The organism is Pseudarthrobacter sp. H2 (assembly GCF_050157045.1).
In the GTDB taxonomy this organism is placed as follows: Bacteria; Actinomycetota; Actinomycetes; order Actinomycetales; family Micrococcaceae; genus Arthrobacter.
The window spans coordinates 4,575,267-4,590,206 of sequence record NZ_CP189594.1 but is presented as its reverse complement, the minus strand read 5'-3'; the positions used below and the strand labels follow the sequence as shown (position 1 = coordinate 4,590,206).

Here is a 14,940-nt window from a genome sequence, read left to right as displayed (position 1 = left end):
CGGGTACTACTTGGGCGGCCACGGACCCGTCAGGGTGGGGTCCGTCGGACATGCGCAGCCACCGGGCGCTGCGCCGCGAAGCGGAGCCGGCCTAGACGGCCATTCTGATCTTGAGCGCGGCCGGCTCCACCGTCACGGTCAGGTGCGTTCCGGCGCCCACATGGTCGCCGTCCACTTGGAACTCCTGTTCGTGCTCCAGGGTGATCTCGGCCGATTTTCCCTGGAAATACTCGACGGATTCCGTCTCGCCTTTGTTGCGGCCGAAAATGCCGGCGATCACGCCGAGCCAGCCGAGCCGGCCGCGCGGCGCCAGGATCAGCAGGTCAAGCACGCCGTCGTCGGTTTTTGCCTCGGGGAAGATTTCGACGCCGCCCACGAGGCGGCCGCAGTTGCCGACCATGACGCTGCGGATCCGGCGGCGGACCGGCTCCCCGCCGTCGACGCTGATCCTCGCCCGCACGGGCTTGCCCGGCAGTTTGCGGATGCCGGCCTCAACGTAGGCGAGCCAGCCCATGCGGTCTTTCAGCGCGTCCACGGTGTCGGCCATGATGGCCGCGTCATACCCGAGTCCCGCCATCACGAGGAACACCAGTTCGTCTTCCCGGTCCAGGGTTGCCTTGACCACGTCCAGGGACTTTTCGCTGCCGTTCAGGACGTCGAGGCATGCCGCTACCGGGTCGCTGACGTTGATGCCGAGGTTGCGGGCCAGCAGGTTGCCGGTGCCCAGCGGAACCAGGCCCAGGGGAGTTCCGGTACCCGCGAGGATCTCTGCGACGCAGCGGACCGTACCGTCGCCGCCGGCGGCGATGACGACGTCGACCCCTTCATCCAGCGCCTGGCGGGCCTGCCCGGCGCCCGGGTCTTCGACGGTTGTCTCCAGCCAGAGCGGCTCGGTCCAGCCCTGCGTCTCGCAGAGCCGGTAGATGGCCCCCTGCAGCGCCGCACCGGAGGATTTGATCGGGTTGATGATCACGGCGGCGCGCCTGGACTGTGTTTTGCCATCAGGCGCGGGGTTGTTCTCTGGCATGGCGTCCTTCGGGGGCGGGGAGGCGGGTGTGTCCGGAACTGAAATCCTAGCCGGACTCCGGCCGTAACCTCAGCACCGCGGGGGCGCGAATCGTGGACGTTCCGTCCTCGGGGTCATTAGACTGGCCGTGCTTATGTACTGTGGAGCACGCGGGCACAATCTCACTGCCCGTCCGGACCAGCTGACGGGCCACGCTCCAGGCGCGGAATGCGGGGGAATCATGACCGAACCAGAGAACTACTCGGCCGAGGCCGAGGCATCCAGCATGGATCCCCATGACTGGGGGCGGGCGATGGCCTTGGCGGTCACCCGGCTCGCCGAGCAACTGGCGCCCGGGGACAGCGAGGACGCCCATGCCTCACTCGTAGGCAGGGACCTGCGGCTGCTGATCAGCGACGACCCCGCCGGGGTCAGGATCACCATTTCGACGGGGCCCATCGCGGGCTCCTGACACCTGCCGGCGGGGCCGCTACCGCCCCGAGGACAGGTCCGCCGAGATGAGTTCCGCGGTGGCAACCGTCGCCGCCCGCACTGCCGCCAGGTAGCTTTCCGGATCAGGCTGCGCGCCGACCGTTTGGGCCTGCAGGGAGACGTTGATGGCGGCCACGACCTTCGGCCCGTCATGGACCGGGGCCGCGACGGACATCAGCCCGAGTTCCAGTTCCTGGTTCAGCAGGCACCAGCCCTGCGTGCGGACGGTGTCCAGCTCCGCCAGCAGCGCCTCCCCCGTCCCGAGGGCCCGCGGGGTGAGCGGCCGGATCTCGGCGGCCGCAAGGTAGTCCTGGAGCTGGGCCGGCGGGAGGGCAGCGAGCAGTACCCGCCCCATCGACGTGGCGTACGCCGGGAACCGCGTGCCGACGGTGATGCCGACGGTCATGATCCGCTTGGTCGACACCCGCGCGATGTACGCGATGTCGGTACCGTCGAGGACGGCCGCCGACGTCGACTCCCCCAGCTGCAGCGCCAGCTCCTCCAGGTGCGGCTGCGCGAGCTGCGGCAGGGACAGCCCGGACAGGTAGGCGTAGCCGAGCTGCAGCACCTTGGCGGTCAGCGCGAAGATCTTCCCGTCGGTGCGGACATAGCCGAGCTCCACGAGCGTGTACAGGAACCGGCGTGCGGTGGCGCGGGTGAGGTCGGTCCGTGCCGCCACCTCCGTCAGCGTCATCTTCGGATGGTCCGTGTCGAACGCCCGGATCACGGCCAGTCCGCGCGCCAGCGACTGCACGTACTGGTCGCTGGCGGCGGGCGCGCCGCCCTTTAATGCCTCAATCATTTCTCACCTCATGGTCTCGCACCACTTTATCCGCGCGAACGTACACTTCAGGCCCTTTGCCGCCGTTTTGCGGGCCTGACGTGTACGTTCGCGCAGCGGGGCGGAAGAGGCCGGCCTGTCAGCTTCCGACGGCGGACGCGGCCTTGAGCGGCACCGGCACCATCGCCTGCAGCTCCGCCAGCGTGCAGCCGAAGGTTTCCCGCACCTCGACGCCGTCCGGGCCGGTCAGGAACACTGCCTTGTCCGTGTACACGCGCGTCACACAGCCGATCCCGGTCAGCGGGTAGGTGCACGTCTCGACGAGCTTGGACACGCCTTCACGGGTCAGGAGCGTCATCATCACGAAGACGTCCTTGGCGCCGGTGGCGAGGTCCATGGCCCCTCCGACCGCCGGGATCGCGTCCGGGGCGCCGGTGTGCCAGTTGGCCAGGTCACCGGTGGCGGAGACCTGGAAGGCCCCGAGCACGCAGATGTCCAGGTGCCCGCCGCGCATGATCGCGAACGAGTCCGCGTGGTGGAAGTAGGACGCGCCGGGCAGTTCGGTCACCGGGATCTTGCCGGCGTTGATGAGGTCCCCGTCGATCTGGTCCCCGGTGGCTTCCGGGCCCATGCCCAGCATGCCGTTCTCGGTGTGGAGCGTGATGTTCTGCTCCGGCTCCAGGTAGTTGGAGACCAGGGTGGGCTGGCCGATGCCCAGGTTCACGAAGGAGCCCGGCTTGACGTCCCGTGCGACCAGGCGGGCCAGGTCATCGCGGCCCAGGGGCGTCTCGGAGGTCTGGATGGACGTCTGGGTGCTGCTCATTTCAGGCCACCTTCACAATGCTGTTGACGTAGATTCCGGGGGTCACGACGATCTCCGGGTCGAGGCCGCCCGTGGGGACGATCTCGGAGACCTGGACCACGGTGTGCTTGGCGGCGGCGGCCATGATCGGGCCGAAGTTGCGGGCCGTCTTGCGGTAGACAAGGTTGCCCCTGCCGTCGGCCTTGAGCGCCTTGATCAGGGCGACATCGGCGTGGATGGGGGTCTCGAAGACCTGGCCGCGGCCGTCGATGACCCGGGTCTCCTTGCCCTCGGCGAGCATGGTGCCGTAGCCGGTGGGCGTGAAGAAGCCGCCGATTCCGGCGCCGGCGGCGCGGATGCGCTCGGCCAGGTTGCCCTGCGGGACGAGTTCCAGCTCGATCTCCCCGGCCCGGTACTTGGCGTCGAAGTGCCAGGAATCGGACTGCCGCGGGAAGGAGCAGATCATCTTCCTGACCCGGCCCTCCTTGATCAGCAGCGCCAGGCCCTGGTCGCCCTGGCCGGCGTTGTTGTTGACCACGGTGAGGTCCGTGGCGCCGCAGTCCATCAGGGCGTCGATGAGTTCGAACGGCTGGCCGGCGTTGCCGAACCCGCCGATCATGACGGTGGAGCCGTCCTTGATGCCGGCGACGGCCTCGCCGACGGTGTCTACGAAATTCAACATGCTTTAGCCCTTCTCTGTCTTTGCCGACGGCGCGGCAGTAACGTTTTCCAGCACGACGGCCAGGCCCTGGCCGACGCCGATGCAGATGGCCGCGACGCCCCAGCGCTGGCCGGAGGCCTGCAGGCTGCGGGCGAGGGTGCCGAGGATGCGGCCGCCGGAGGCGCCCAGCGGGTGGCCCATGGCGATGGCGCCGCCGTGCCGGTTCACGATTGCGGGGTCGATGCCCCACGCGGTGATGCAGGCCAGGGACTGCGCCGCGAAGGCCTCGTTGAGTTCGACGGCGCCGACCTCATCCCAGCCGATGCCGGCCTTGGCGAGGGCCTTGTTCGCGGCCTCCACCGGGGCGTAGCCGAAGAACTGCGGATCGTTGGCGTGCGCGCCGCGGCCGGCGATCCGGGCCAGCGGCTCCATCCCGAGCATCCCCGCGGCGTTTTCGCTGCCGATCCAGGCGGCGGAGGCGCCGTCGGAGAGCGGGGAGGCGTTGCCGGCGGTGACGGTGCCGTTCCCGGTGCGGAACACGGTCTTGAGCCCGGCGAGCTTTTCGGCCGAGGAGCCGGCGCGGATGCCTTCGTCCCGGACCAGGTCAGTGCCGGGGACCGGGGTGACGAGGTTGTCGTAGAAGCCCTCGTCCCAGGCGGCCGCGGCGAGGTTGTGCGAGTTCGCGGAGAATTCGTCCTGCGCCTCGCGGGTCACGCCGTACTTCTCGCGGAGCCGTTCGGTGGCCTCACCCAGGGACACGGTCCAGTCCGGGCGCATGGCCTTGTTGACCAGCCGCCAGCCCAGCGTGGTGGAGACCAGGGTCATGTCCCCGGCGGGGTAGGGCTTCTCGGTCTTGGGCAGGACCCAGGGGGCGCGGGACATGGATTCGGCGCCGCCGATCAGCATGAGCTCGGCGTCGCCGGTGTTGATCTGGCGGGAGGCGATGATGGCGGCGTCCAGGGAGGAGCCGCAGAGCCGGTTGACCGTGGTGCCGGGGATGGAGACCGGCAGGCCGGCGAGCAGGGTGCCCATCCGGGCGATGTTGCGGTTTTCCTCGCCGGCGCCGTTGGCGTTGCCGAACACCACCTCGTCGATGCGTTCGACGTCGAGCTTCGGGGCGCGCTTCACGGATTCGCGGATCACGTGGGCGGCGAGGTCATCCGGGCGGACGGCGGCCAGTCCGGCGCCGAACTTGCCGAAAGGGGTCCTGACGGCGTCGTAGATGTAGGCCTGGTTCATTCTGCTCCTCTGATTCTGTGTCTGCTGTCGGGGTCAAGGGTCCCAACTAGCTCGCAGTTAATGTCGTTTTGAGGGCCCAAAACGACATCTACTGCTACCTAGTTGGGTGGGACGGCGGCTTCGTCGATCCCGGTGCTGTCCAATGCCGGGTTGTCCATTTGCTGGAAGACCTGCTGGGCGGTCTTGAAGGCGGTGTTGGCGGAGGGGACCCCGCAATAGATGGCGGTCTGGAGCAGGATTTCCTTGATGTCGTCCCTGCTCAGGCCGTTGGTGATGGCCGCGCGGATGTGCATGGCCAGTTCTTCCCAGTGTCCGTGGGCCACCATGGCGGTGATGGTGACGGCGGAGCGCATCTGCCGGGTCAGCCCGGGGCGGGTCCAGATGCCGCCCCAGGCGATCCTGGTGATCATGTCCTGGAAGTCCCCGGTGAAGGCGTCCTTGTTGGCGTTGGCGCGGTCCACGTGGGCGGCGCCGAGCACCTCGCGGCGCACTGCCATGCCGCCGTCGTAGATTTCCTGGCTGGTGGCGTCCGGCTGGACCACACCGTTTCTTTCCGGGCCGGACAGTCCGGGGATGGCGGGGATGGCGGGGCTCACTTTTCGTTTCCCCCGATGAACGTCCGGAGGAGGTCGGCGACAACGCCGGGCGCCTCGAAGGGCGCCAGGTGGGCCACGCCTTCCAGCGGCACGGCGGTGGCCGTCCCGCCGCCAGCAGTGATCCCGGCAGCGATCTCTTCGGCGAACGGCGGCGGCGCGACGGTGTCCTCGACTCCGGCCACGGCGAGCACCGGGACGCGGATGCTGCCGAGCTCGTTCCGGACGTCGTAGCCGGCGAGGGCTTCGCAGCAGAAGGCGTAGCTGAAGCGGTCGGCATCGCGCAGGGTGTGCAGCAGGCGGCCGCTGAGCTCCGGCTCGCGTTCCATGAAGCCGGGGCCGAACCAGCGCTCCGCCGAGCCCTGGATCATCACCGGGGTGCCCTGGGCTCGCACGGTTTCGGCGCGTTCCAGCCAGCCCTCGGGCGTGCCGAGCTTCGCTCCGGTGCACTGCACGGACAGGCTCTTGAGCCGTTCGCCGTGTTTGATGCCCAGCTGCAGCCCGGTGGCCCCGCCGAGGGAAACACCGGCGTAGTGGAACCGCGCGCCGGGCGCGATCGAATCGACGAGCCCGATCACGGCGTCGGCCAGCTCCGGGACGTCAAAGGTTTCCGTCGCGGCCGGCGAGATGCCGTGGCCGGGCAGGTCCCAGGCGACGACGTCGAAGTCGCCGCCGAGCAGGGCACCGGCCCGGGCCCACAGCAGTGAGGACGTCCCGAGGGACGGCCCCACCACCAGGAGGGGCTTGTCGCCAAGCGGGCGCTCGGGCGAAAGCAGTACTGCCTTGATCGTTGGTCTAGCCACGGGAGGCTCCGTTCAGGTCGGGATTCAGTGATGGTCCGGCGTCGGCGCGGGCAGCCGTGCCGCCGGCGTAGTCCGGGTAGGCCGCGAGGATGCGGCGGGAGATTTCGGCGGCCTGGCCCAGGTAGCCGGCCGGGTCCAGCAGCTCCTCGAGGCGGGTATCGGAGAGCTGCTCCGCGGGCACGGCCGCGCGGAGCAGCCGCCGGTAGGTGGCTGCCTGCCCGGCGGCGGGGGCCTGGAGCGTCTGGTCCACGATGGCCTGCAGCTGCTGCTTGCCGGTCCGGCCCGCGCTGTCCGCGGCGAGCAGCGGCGCCACGGCGGCGGACACTCCCTCGCTGAGCAGCAAGGGCCCGGACAGGTCCAGGTTGCGGCGCATGGCCGCCGGGAAGAGCTGCAGGCCCTCGGCGAGCTCCCTGAGCTGCCCGGCGGCGCCGAGGACCAGGCGGAGCAGCTGGCGGAGGGCCGGCCACTCGGTGTGCCAGGCACCGTCGGGGCGTTCGTCGTTGAAGTTGGCGGCGGCCAGGTGCAGCTGGGCGGCCAGGGCGGGTGCCTGGAGCGCTGCGCTGCGGACCAGCACGGAGAGGACCGGGTTCTGTTTCTGCGGCATGGCCGAGGAAACCCCCCGTCCCGCGGCGCGCGGCTCCGCAAGCTCCGCCACTTCCGGACGGCTCAGGAACAGGACGTCGCCGGCGATTTTGCCCAGCGCATCCGTCACCGCGGCCAGGGCATCGCCCAGGGCGGTGACGGCCAGCCGGTTGGTGTGCCACGGCCCCGGGGTGGCGGCCAGCCCCAGTGCGGCGGCGAGGCGGTCCGCAAGGTCGAAGGGGGTCACGTCTGAGCCCTCGGTCAGCGCGGTGCCGGCTGCCAGCGTTCCGGCCGCACCGCCGGTCTGGACCGGCAGCTCAAGGGCTGCAAGGCGGCGCGCCGCGGCGGCCACGCCATGGAACCACTGGGCTGCCTTGAGCCCGAAGGTGAAGGGCAGCGAGTGCTGGGTCAGGCTGCGGCCCACGCACAGCGTGCCGGCGTGCTGTTCGGCGAGTGCGGCCAGCGCCGCCGCCGTCCGCTGAAGGTCGGCCTGGAGTGCCGGAAGGGCGTTGCGGGCCAGCAGCATGAGCGCGGTGTCGAGCACATCCTGGCTGGTCAGCGAGGTGTGCACCGCCTTCACCGCCCCCACGTTGTCCGTGTCCAGGGCTTTGACCTGGGCGCGGAGGTCGGCCAGCAGCGGGATCACCGGGTTGGCGCCCCCCTGCGCGCGGACAGCGATGCCGGCGGTGTCATAGCGGTCCACCTGCGCGGCGGCTGCCACCACCGCGGCGGAGCCGGCCGGGGCGAGGGACGCCTCTTCCAGGACCGCGGCCCAGGCGGCCTCGACGGCGAGGATCGCCCCGAGGACTGCCCCGTCCCCGGTCAGCGCCGCCACGAGGGGCGACGCCGACACGGGGCTGAGCAGGCCGACGTCGCCGTGCAGGCCACTATCGCTATGCAGGCCGATATCACCGTGCAGGCCGACGTCGCCGCCGGAGCGGTGCGGATCAGTCACTGCGCGGCGCCCCCGGCATCCGGTCCTTCAAAATCCAGGAAGACGGTTTCGCCCTCGCCCTGGAGCCGGATGTCCCAGGTGAGGCCACCGTCGGCATCCCGGCGCGCGATCAGGGTCCGGCGGCGATCCGGTGCAAGCGAGCGCAGCAGCGGGTCCGCGGCCAGGGCGTCCTCGTTTTCCGGCAGGTAGACCCGGGTGAAGAGCCGGTTCATCAGGCCGCGGGCGAAAACCACCACGGAGATGAAGGGCGCCGCACCGGCCTTGGTGGGCCCGGGGTTCACCGTGGTGAAGGTGTACACGCCGGTGTTGCCGACGGCGCTGCGGCCGAAGCCGGTGAAGGTGTAGCCGTCCCGCACGAGGGATCCTGTGCGGTGGGGGACGTTGCCCTCGGCGTCCGCCTGCCAGATTTCCAGGATCGCGTCCGGGATGGGGTGGCCGGCGCCGTCGTACACGGTGCCCTGGAGCCGGATGGAGCCCGGGGTGCCGGGGGCCAGCAGCTCGCGGTCCTTGTTGTAGGGCAGGGCGTAGCCGTAGAAGGGTCCTACGGTCTGGCCGGGGGTCGGAGTCAGTCTGGTGGGGGTGGGGTTACTCATGGTCATCTCCGTCTGCTCCCAGAGCCTCGTTTTCGGTCCAGGTCCGCTTGGAGCCGGTCAGGACGATGTCCCAGTTGTACGCCAGCGCCCATTCGGGCGAGGTCTGCTCGTGGTTGTAGGTGGCCACGAGCCGGTCCCGCGCGTCCTGGTCCAGGATCGACTGGTAGATCGGGTCCAGCGGGAAGAGTTGGTCACCGGGGAAGTACATCTGGGTGATGATCCGCTGCGTGAATTCCTGCCCGAACAGCGAGAAGTGGATGTGGGCCGGGCGCCAGGCGTTGAGGTGGTTCTTCCACGGGTAGGCGCCGGGCTTGATGGTGGTGAAGCTGTAGGAGCCGTCGGCGCCGGTGATGCAGCGGCCGACGCCGGTGAAGTTGGGGTCGATCGGTGCCGGGTGCTGGTCGCGCTTGTGGATGTAGCGGCCGGAGGAGTTGGCCTGCCAGATCTCGACGAGCTGGCCGGCCACGGGGCGGCCGTCGCCGTCGAGCACGCGGCCGGAGACGATGATGCGTTCGCCCAGCGGTTCGCCGTTGTGCGCGATGGTGAGGTCCGATTCGAGGGCGTGCACGTCCATGTGCCCGAACGCGGGAGAGTACAGCTCGATGGTCTCCGGGTCCGCGTGGTGCAGGTCCTTGGTCGGGTGGCGCAGGACGCTGCTGCGGTACGGGGCGTAGTCCAGCCGGGGCTGGGTTTCCGCCGCGGCGCCGTTCCTGAGCGCCTGGGCGTAGGCGTCGCCGATGGCCTTCATCTCGGCGCTGAGGTCCGCCTGCGACTCCGCGGCCGCATCCAAGGCAGGGACGGCACTGGCGTGGGTCTTGGGTGCGGCTTCCGTGGCGTCGTCCGAGACGTCTTCGGTGATCGGGTCGGCGTTGAAAATGTCGATGGTGACTTCTTCAGGCACAGCAGCCTCCTTTCATTTCGGTGGTGGTTTGGGTTGGGTCAGATGGTGAGTTTGAGCTGGTGCAGGTGGTCGTACTGGACGGCGTGGCGCACCGGGGCGTTCGGTGCGCCGTAGCCGTCGTAGGCCCCGCGGCGTTCAACCATTTCGAAGAACACGCTGCCCACGGTGGCGGTATAGAAGTGCAGGAACTCGCCGTCGGCGTCGCGGTCATAGAGCAGGTTGAGCTCGCGGAGGGTGGCCAGAAAGTCCGGATCCAGCCCGAACCTCGCGTCCAGGTCCTCGTAGTAGTTCGCCGGGATCCGGAGGAAGTCCAGGCCGCGGTCCCGCGCGGCGCGGGCCGTGGCCACGAGGTCGTCCACCGCGAAGGCAATATGTTCCTGGTACGTCCTGCGCTGGCCGGTTCCGCCTGCGGGGCCCGCGCCGTGCTGGAGGAGCGGAGCCAGGTTCAGGACGAGGCGGACGCCCCGGTCCCCGGTGAGCATCACCTGGGACCGGACCAGCCCGGTGGGGCTGGCGACCTCCGCGTACGGCTGCGGTTCCAGGGCCAGGGCGCTCGTGTAGAAGAGCACCGCCTCGTCAAAGTGCTGCCAGGGCTGGGCGAGGTTCACGTGGTCGATCACGGCGCCATGGCCCGGGGTGGCGCCTACGGCGGGCGGGACGTCCAGTCCTTCACCGAATTCGCGGGTCCACGCGGCGGTGCCGTCGGGGCTGCCCTGGCACAGGAAGATCTCGGTGGAGTCCGGGGCGGCGAAGCCCTGGAAGATTTCCTCGTCGGCCTGGCTCTTGCGCGGCACGGCCGGGGCCTTGAGCTGCTGGGCCCGGGCGGCGGCAATCACCGGGGAATCGACGTCGAAGCCCAGGGCGGAAATGGCCGGCGCGATGGCGGTGCCAGGGTTTCCGGTGCCGGAGGCGGAGTCGGCAGTGCCATCGCCAGCCGGGGGCTGTTCGTTGATGATCACGCGCGCGTGGCCCATGGTCCACAATTGCACATTCTTGGTCCGGTGGCGTCCGTTGAACGCGAACCCCAGCTGGCCCAGCAGGGTTTCCAGGCCGGCGGTGTCCGCCGCCCTGACCTCTGCGAAGTTGAAGCCGGCCGGCTCTGCCACCTGCGGCAGGGTGGCCAGTTCCATCGGATAACGACGGCGGCCGGCGGCCCTGGTGGCCCCGCCGGATCCGTCGCTTCCGCCTGGTCCGTCAACGTCGGGGGCCGGGACGGGGTTTGCCTCGAGCCACTTGGCCGTTTGCTCTTCAAGCCAGATCAGGGAGCGCATCGCGTCCACGGCCGTGCGCTCGACATCGGACTGCCGGAAGACGTCGTTGAAGACCTCCAGCGACACCGGACCGGCGTAGCCGGCCCGGACGACGTGGCCCATGAACTTGGCGAGGTCGAACTGCCCTTCGCCCGGGAAGACCCGGTAGTGCCTGCTCCAGGAGAGCACGTCCAGGGACAGTTTGGGGGCGTCGGCAACCTGGACGAAGAAGATCTTCCCAGGGTCGAAACCCTCGATCGGGGCGGTGTCCGCGTCCCGGGAAAGGATGTGGAACGAGTCCAGGCAGGCGCCCAGGTTCGGGTGGTCCACCATGTCCACCAGGCGGTGGGCGTGCCCGTAGTCGTTGACGTACTTGCCCCAGGCGAGGGCCTCGTACGCCACCTTCATGCCGTGGTCCCCGGCGAGGGCGGCGAGCCGGGCGAGCTGGGAGGCGCGGAGCTCGTCGTCGTCGATGGCTGCGGTGGCCACGTTGGAGCAGACGAGGATGGTATCCAGGCCCAGCCGGGACATCAGCTTGAACTTGGCCCCGGCCCGGCGCAGGTTGGCGGCGAGGAGGTCCTCGGGAACGCTGTCGAAGTCGCGGAACGGCTGGTAGAGGTCCAGGGTGAGGCCCAGGTCGGCGGCCATCTTCCGGACGTCCTCCGGGCTCAGGGGGGACGTGACGAGGTCCTGCTCGAAGATTTCGATCCCGTCGAAGCCGGCGATGGCGCAGGCCTCCATTTTTTCCCGCAGGGTGCCGGAGAGGCAGACGGTGGCGATTCCGGTGCGCATCAGGCGGCCACCTCTTCCGCGGCCACGAGTTCCAGGAAGTGCGCGCGCATGCGGTCCGCGTCGGCCTCGAGCCCGGTGAAGATCCGGAAGGCGTCGGCTGCCTGGCCCACCGCCATGCGGCCGCCATCAAGCACCTCGCAGCCCTTGGCCCGGGCTTCGCGGACGAGCTCGGTGTCGATCGGCCGGTACACGATGTCCGCCACCCAGTGCCGGGGCTCCACGAGGGACATGTCCAGCGGCACGCCGGGATGGGCGGCCATGCCCACCGGGGTGCAGTGCACGAGGCCGTCGGCCAGCGGCATCAGCCGCGGCAGCTCCGCCGTCGTCCGCGCCGTGACCGTGCTGGCCGGGAAGAATCCGGCAAGTTCGGCCGCGCGGGCCGCGCAGCGTGCGGCGTCGGTGTCCACCAAGTCCAGTTCGCGGACGCCGGCGGTGAGCAGGGCGTAGGCGACGGCGGAACCGGCACCCCCGGCTCCGAGCTGGACCACCCGGTCCAGCTTCGCGCCGGGCAGGCCCGAGGCCAGGGCCGCCGCGAACCCGGAGAAGTCCGTGTTGTGGCCGACGAAGCGGCCGTCCCGGATGATTACGGTATTGACCGCTCCGAGCCGCCGGGCGTCGGACGAGACCTCGTCCAGGTGTTCCAGGACCAGTTGCTTGCAGGGGTGGGTGATGTTCAGGCCGTTGAAGCCGAGCCGCCGTGCCGCGGTCAGGAGCTCCCCGATGGACTGGCCGGGCAGCCCGAGTTCAAGGAGGTCGATGGGGCGGTAGAGGTACCGCAGGCCCTGCACATCGCCTTCGCGTTCGTGCATGTAGGGGGTAAGCGACGGCATGACACCGTCACCCACCAGTCCCACGAGGAAGGACTCTGCTCGATTGCTCATCCGTGTAGCTCCTTTGACAATGGCACGCGGCGGGCGGGGACGCGCTCGGCGTCGCCGGCGGGCCGGGTGATGGGGATTACAGTACCGCAAATGTTCATATGTTGCACTGTTGTTCTTATGACGAACAATTCAGAACGACGGCGGCCACGGCCGGGGCGGTTCTCATCGTTGGGGAAGCCTGGCGGACAGCTCGGCCGCGGCGGATTGAAGCAGCGGAACGAGGGCCACGAGGGCCTCCATGCCCATCCGGAAGACCGGGACGGCGGTGGCCAGCGACGCGAAGGCGTGGCCCTGGGAGTCGAAGACCGGGACGGCGACGGCGCGCATGCCCAGCTCGTTTTCCTCGTCCATCGTGGCGTAGCCGCGGCGCCGGACCAGCTCGATCTCGGTCCGGAAGGCGTCCCGGTCCGTGATGGAGAACTGGGTCAGCGGCTCCAGCTCCAGCCCGTCGACAAGACGGGTGCGGGTGGCGTGGTCCGCGAAGGCCACGAGCGCCTTGCCCACGGACGTGGTGTGGAGCGCGCCCAGATGCCCGGGATCACTCGTGACCCGGAAGGTCTGGGGGCCATCGACCTTGTTCACGGTCAGATGGTGGTCGCCGTCGCGCACGGACAGGATAGTGGCCTCACCGGTCTCGTCCGTGACACGCCGCAGGACGGGCAGGGCGGTGCCGGCGAAACCGTGATGGTTGGAGACTCGTTGGCCCAGCTGGAACACGCGCAGGCCCAGGCGGTAGCGGCGGCCGTCCGGCTCGTAGTCCACGAAGCCGTCCCGGGTCAGGGAGCCGAGCAGCCGGTAGGTGGTACTGAACGGCAGTTCGGCGCGGCGGGAAAGCTCCGCCGCGCTGGCGCCGCGCGGCTCGTCCCCCAGCAGCACCAGCAGGCCCAGGGCCTTGCCCACCATGTCCGTCCGGGAGTCTTCCTTGGCCCCCTTGGCTGCCGTGGCTGCCTTGCCGGCATCCGCCTCGGGGACGGCATCCGCCTCGGGGACGGGGGTCACGGGGGGCGGGGCGGCGCCGTCGAGGTCTGTGTCTTGATTCACACTCATACCCTCATATTGCCACATCGTGAGAACTATTTCTAGATGGTGATTATTTTCTTGACAAGTGACAGTACTCACAGCCATGATTGCTACATCGCACAAGTAGCTTCCACGATGTGGCTACTAGTCCGGGTCTTTCCACGGACCTCCGGCCGCCGCAGACTTAGAGGAACGGCAGCTGGGTACCCCTGATCCATCCGCGACACCGTCGTCACAGCAAAGGAACACCATGAGCCAGACACTTCCGTCCGCGAGCCCGGGCACCGCTGCCCCGGCCGGGACGCCGAAGAAGGCAGCCCTCGCCAGCTTCCTGGGCAGCGCCGTCGAATACTACGACTTCTTCATTTTCGGTTCGGCAGCCGCCCTGATCTTCCCCAAGGTCTTCTTCCCGGACGCCGACGCCAACGCCGCCATCATGTCCTTCGCGACCTTCGGCTTCGCCTATGTGGCCCGCCCGGTAGGCGCCGTCATCCTGGGCCACTTCGGCGACCGCGTCGGCCGGCGCAAGGTCCTCATGTTCACGCTGCTGCTGATGGGCGCCTCGACCTTCGTCATCGGCTGCCTGCCTGACTTCAAGACGGTCGGCTGGTGGGCCCCGGTGCTGCTGGTGCTGGCACGGCTCTGCCAGGGCCTCTCCGCGGCCGGCGAGCAGGCCGGCGCCTCCTCGATGACCCTCGAGCATGCCCCGGACAACCGCCGTTCCTTCTTCACCTCCTGGACCCTGACGGGCACCCAGGGCGGCCAGATCCTCGCCGCCCTCGTCTTCATCCCCGTCCTGGCCCTGCCGGACGAGATCAAGTACGGCATCGGCTGGCGCATCCCGTTCTGGCTCAGCGCCGTCGTGGTCCTGGTGGCGTTCTTCATCCGCCGCACCCTGCACGAGCCGCCGGCCTTCGAGGAAGCCCAGAAGACCGCACAGATCGCCAAGCTCCCCGTCGCCGACCTCCTCAAGCACCACTGGCGCGATGTCCTCCGGGTGATCGCCTGTGCCTTCATCGCCGCCGTCTCCACCGTGTTCGGAACCCTGGCCATCAGCTACGCAAAGACCGTCGCCGGCGTGGACGGCACCACCACGCTGTGGCTCGTCGTCGGAGCCAATCTTGTCGCACTCGGCACCCAGCCGCTCTTCGGCAAGCTCGCGGACAGGATCGGCCGCAAGCCGGTCTTCATATACGGGGCACTGTCCAGCGCGATCCTGACGCCTGTGTTCCTGCTGAGCCTGGAGTCCGGCAGCGTCCCGCTGATGTTCCTCGCCGCCATCGGCTTCTTCTCCTTCGGCTACGCCGCCTCCAACGCCGTCTGGCCTTCCTTCTACGCCGAGATGTTCAGCACCAAGGTCCGCTTTTCCGGCCTGGCGATCGGCACCCAGCTCGGCTTCCTGATGGCCGGGTTCGCACCTGCCATCGTGGCGGCCATGGGCGGCATCAAGCCCGGCGGCTGGGTCCAGATCAGCATCTTCACCGCGGTCATCTGCGTCATCGCTGCCATCTCGGCGCTGACAGCCAAGGAAACGTACAAGGTTCCCACCAAGGAACTCGGCCTGCGCTGAGGTTCCGTGGCATGACGTA

Annotated in this window: 15 protein-coding genes; 2 read left to right on the top strand and 13 right to left on the bottom strand. The window is 69.3% G+C overall.

Features of this window, described 5'->3' with window-relative positions:
• Window positions 1–91: 91 nt before the first annotated feature.
• Window positions 92–1,027 carry a diacylglycerol/lipid kinase family protein gene (locus ACQCSZ_RS21375; protein WP_427005624.1) on the bottom strand — a complete coding sequence of 312 codons (936 nt, stop codon included), beginning with the start codon at window positions 1,025–1,027 and terminating at the stop codon, window positions 92–94.
• A 220-nt stretch (window positions 1,028–1,247) separates the two neighbouring features.
• Here ACQCSZ_RS21375 and ACQCSZ_RS21370 point away from each other — a divergent pair, with 220 nt between their 5' ends.
• Complete coding sequence (locus tag ACQCSZ_RS21370) at window positions 1,248–1,478, top strand: hypothetical protein (protein ID WP_427005623.1); 231 nt, start codon at window positions 1,248–1,250, stop codon at window positions 1,476–1,478.
• A gap of 18 nt (window positions 1,479–1,496) precedes the next feature.
• Here ACQCSZ_RS21370 and ACQCSZ_RS21365 read toward each other — a convergent pair whose 3' ends face one another.
• The 12 genes from ACQCSZ_RS21365 to ACQCSZ_RS21310 all read right to left on the bottom strand — a co-directional run bounded on the left by ACQCSZ_RS21365 (window position 1,497) and on the right by ACQCSZ_RS21310 (window position 13,378).
• The gene (locus ACQCSZ_RS21365; protein ID WP_427005622.1) at window positions 1,497–2,300 is read right to left on the bottom strand and encodes an IclR family transcriptional regulator domain-containing protein; all 804 of its coding nucleotides are present in this window, start codon (window positions 2,298–2,300) and stop codon (window positions 1,497–1,499) included.
• A 118-nt stretch (window positions 2,301–2,418) separates the two neighbouring features.
• Window positions 2,419–3,102: a 3-oxoacid CoA-transferase subunit B gene (locus ACQCSZ_RS21360; protein WP_427005621.1), complete on the bottom strand. Its 684-nt coding sequence runs from the start codon at window positions 3,100–3,102 to the stop codon at window positions 2,419–2,421.
• Between the two features lies 1 nt (window position 3,103).
• The gene (locus tag ACQCSZ_RS21355; RefSeq protein WP_427005620.1) at window positions 3,104–3,763 is read right to left on the bottom strand and encodes a 3-oxoacid CoA-transferase subunit A; all 660 of its coding nucleotides are present in this window, start codon (window positions 3,761–3,763) and stop codon (window positions 3,104–3,106) included.
• 3 nt (window positions 3,764–3,766) lie between these two features.
• Complete coding sequence (locus ACQCSZ_RS21350) at window positions 3,767–4,981, bottom strand: thiolase family protein (protein ID WP_427005619.1); 1,215 nt, start codon at window positions 4,979–4,981, stop codon at window positions 3,767–3,769.
• Between the two features lie 98 nt (window positions 4,982–5,079).
• The gene (gene pcaC, locus ACQCSZ_RS21345; RefSeq protein ID WP_427008413.1) at window positions 5,080–5,547 is read right to left on the bottom strand and encodes a 4-carboxymuconolactone decarboxylase; all 468 of its coding nucleotides are present in this window, start codon (window positions 5,545–5,547) and stop codon (window positions 5,080–5,082) included.
• 26 nt (window positions 5,548–5,573) lie between these two features.
• Window positions 5,574–6,377, bottom strand: coding sequence for an alpha/beta fold hydrolase (locus ACQCSZ_RS21340; protein ID WP_427005618.1), 804 nt, complete (start codon window positions 6,375–6,377; stop codon window positions 5,574–5,576).
• Window positions 6,370–7,842: a lyase family protein gene (locus ACQCSZ_RS21335; protein WP_427008412.1), complete on the bottom strand. Its 1,473-nt coding sequence runs from the start codon at window positions 7,840–7,842 to the stop codon at window positions 6,370–6,372. Before ACQCSZ_RS21335 ends, ACQCSZ_RS21340 begins: the two co-directional genes overlap by 8 nt.
• A gap of 68 nt (window positions 7,843–7,910) precedes the next feature.
• The gene (gene pcaG, locus ACQCSZ_RS21330; protein WP_427005617.1) at window positions 7,911–8,507 is read right to left on the bottom strand and encodes a protocatechuate 3,4-dioxygenase subunit alpha; all 597 of its coding nucleotides are present in this window, start codon (window positions 8,505–8,507) and stop codon (window positions 7,911–7,913) included.
• Window positions 8,500–9,408: a protocatechuate 3,4-dioxygenase subunit beta gene (pcaH, locus tag ACQCSZ_RS21325; protein WP_427005616.1), complete on the bottom strand. Its 909-nt coding sequence runs from the start codon at window positions 9,406–9,408 to the stop codon at window positions 8,500–8,502. Before pcaH ends, pcaG begins: the two co-directional genes overlap by 8 nt.
• Window positions 9,409–9,446: 38 nt before the next feature.
• Window positions 9,447–11,450: a bifunctional sugar phosphate isomerase/epimerase/4-hydroxyphenylpyruvate dioxygenase family protein gene (locus ACQCSZ_RS21320; protein WP_427005615.1), complete on the bottom strand. Its 2,004-nt coding sequence runs from the start codon at window positions 11,448–11,450 to the stop codon at window positions 9,447–9,449.
• Window positions 11,450–12,331, bottom strand: coding sequence for a shikimate dehydrogenase (locus ACQCSZ_RS21315; protein ID WP_427005614.1), 882 nt, complete (start codon window positions 12,329–12,331; stop codon window positions 11,450–11,452). The genes ACQCSZ_RS21320 and ACQCSZ_RS21315 overlap by 1 nt, the downstream gene beginning before the upstream one ends.
• Window positions 12,332–12,493: 162 nt before the next feature.
• Window positions 12,494–13,378, bottom strand: coding sequence for an IclR family transcriptional regulator (locus ACQCSZ_RS21310; RefSeq protein WP_427005613.1), 885 nt, complete (start codon window positions 13,376–13,378; stop codon window positions 12,494–12,496).
• Between the two features lie 223 nt (window positions 13,379–13,601).
• On the opposite strand from ACQCSZ_RS21310, the gene ACQCSZ_RS21305 reads away from it, so the two are divergent.
• Complete coding sequence (locus ACQCSZ_RS21305) at window positions 13,602–14,921, top strand: MFS transporter (protein WP_427005612.1); 1,320 nt, start codon at window positions 13,602–13,604, stop codon at window positions 14,919–14,921.
• Window positions 14,922–14,940 lie beyond the last annotated feature (19 nt).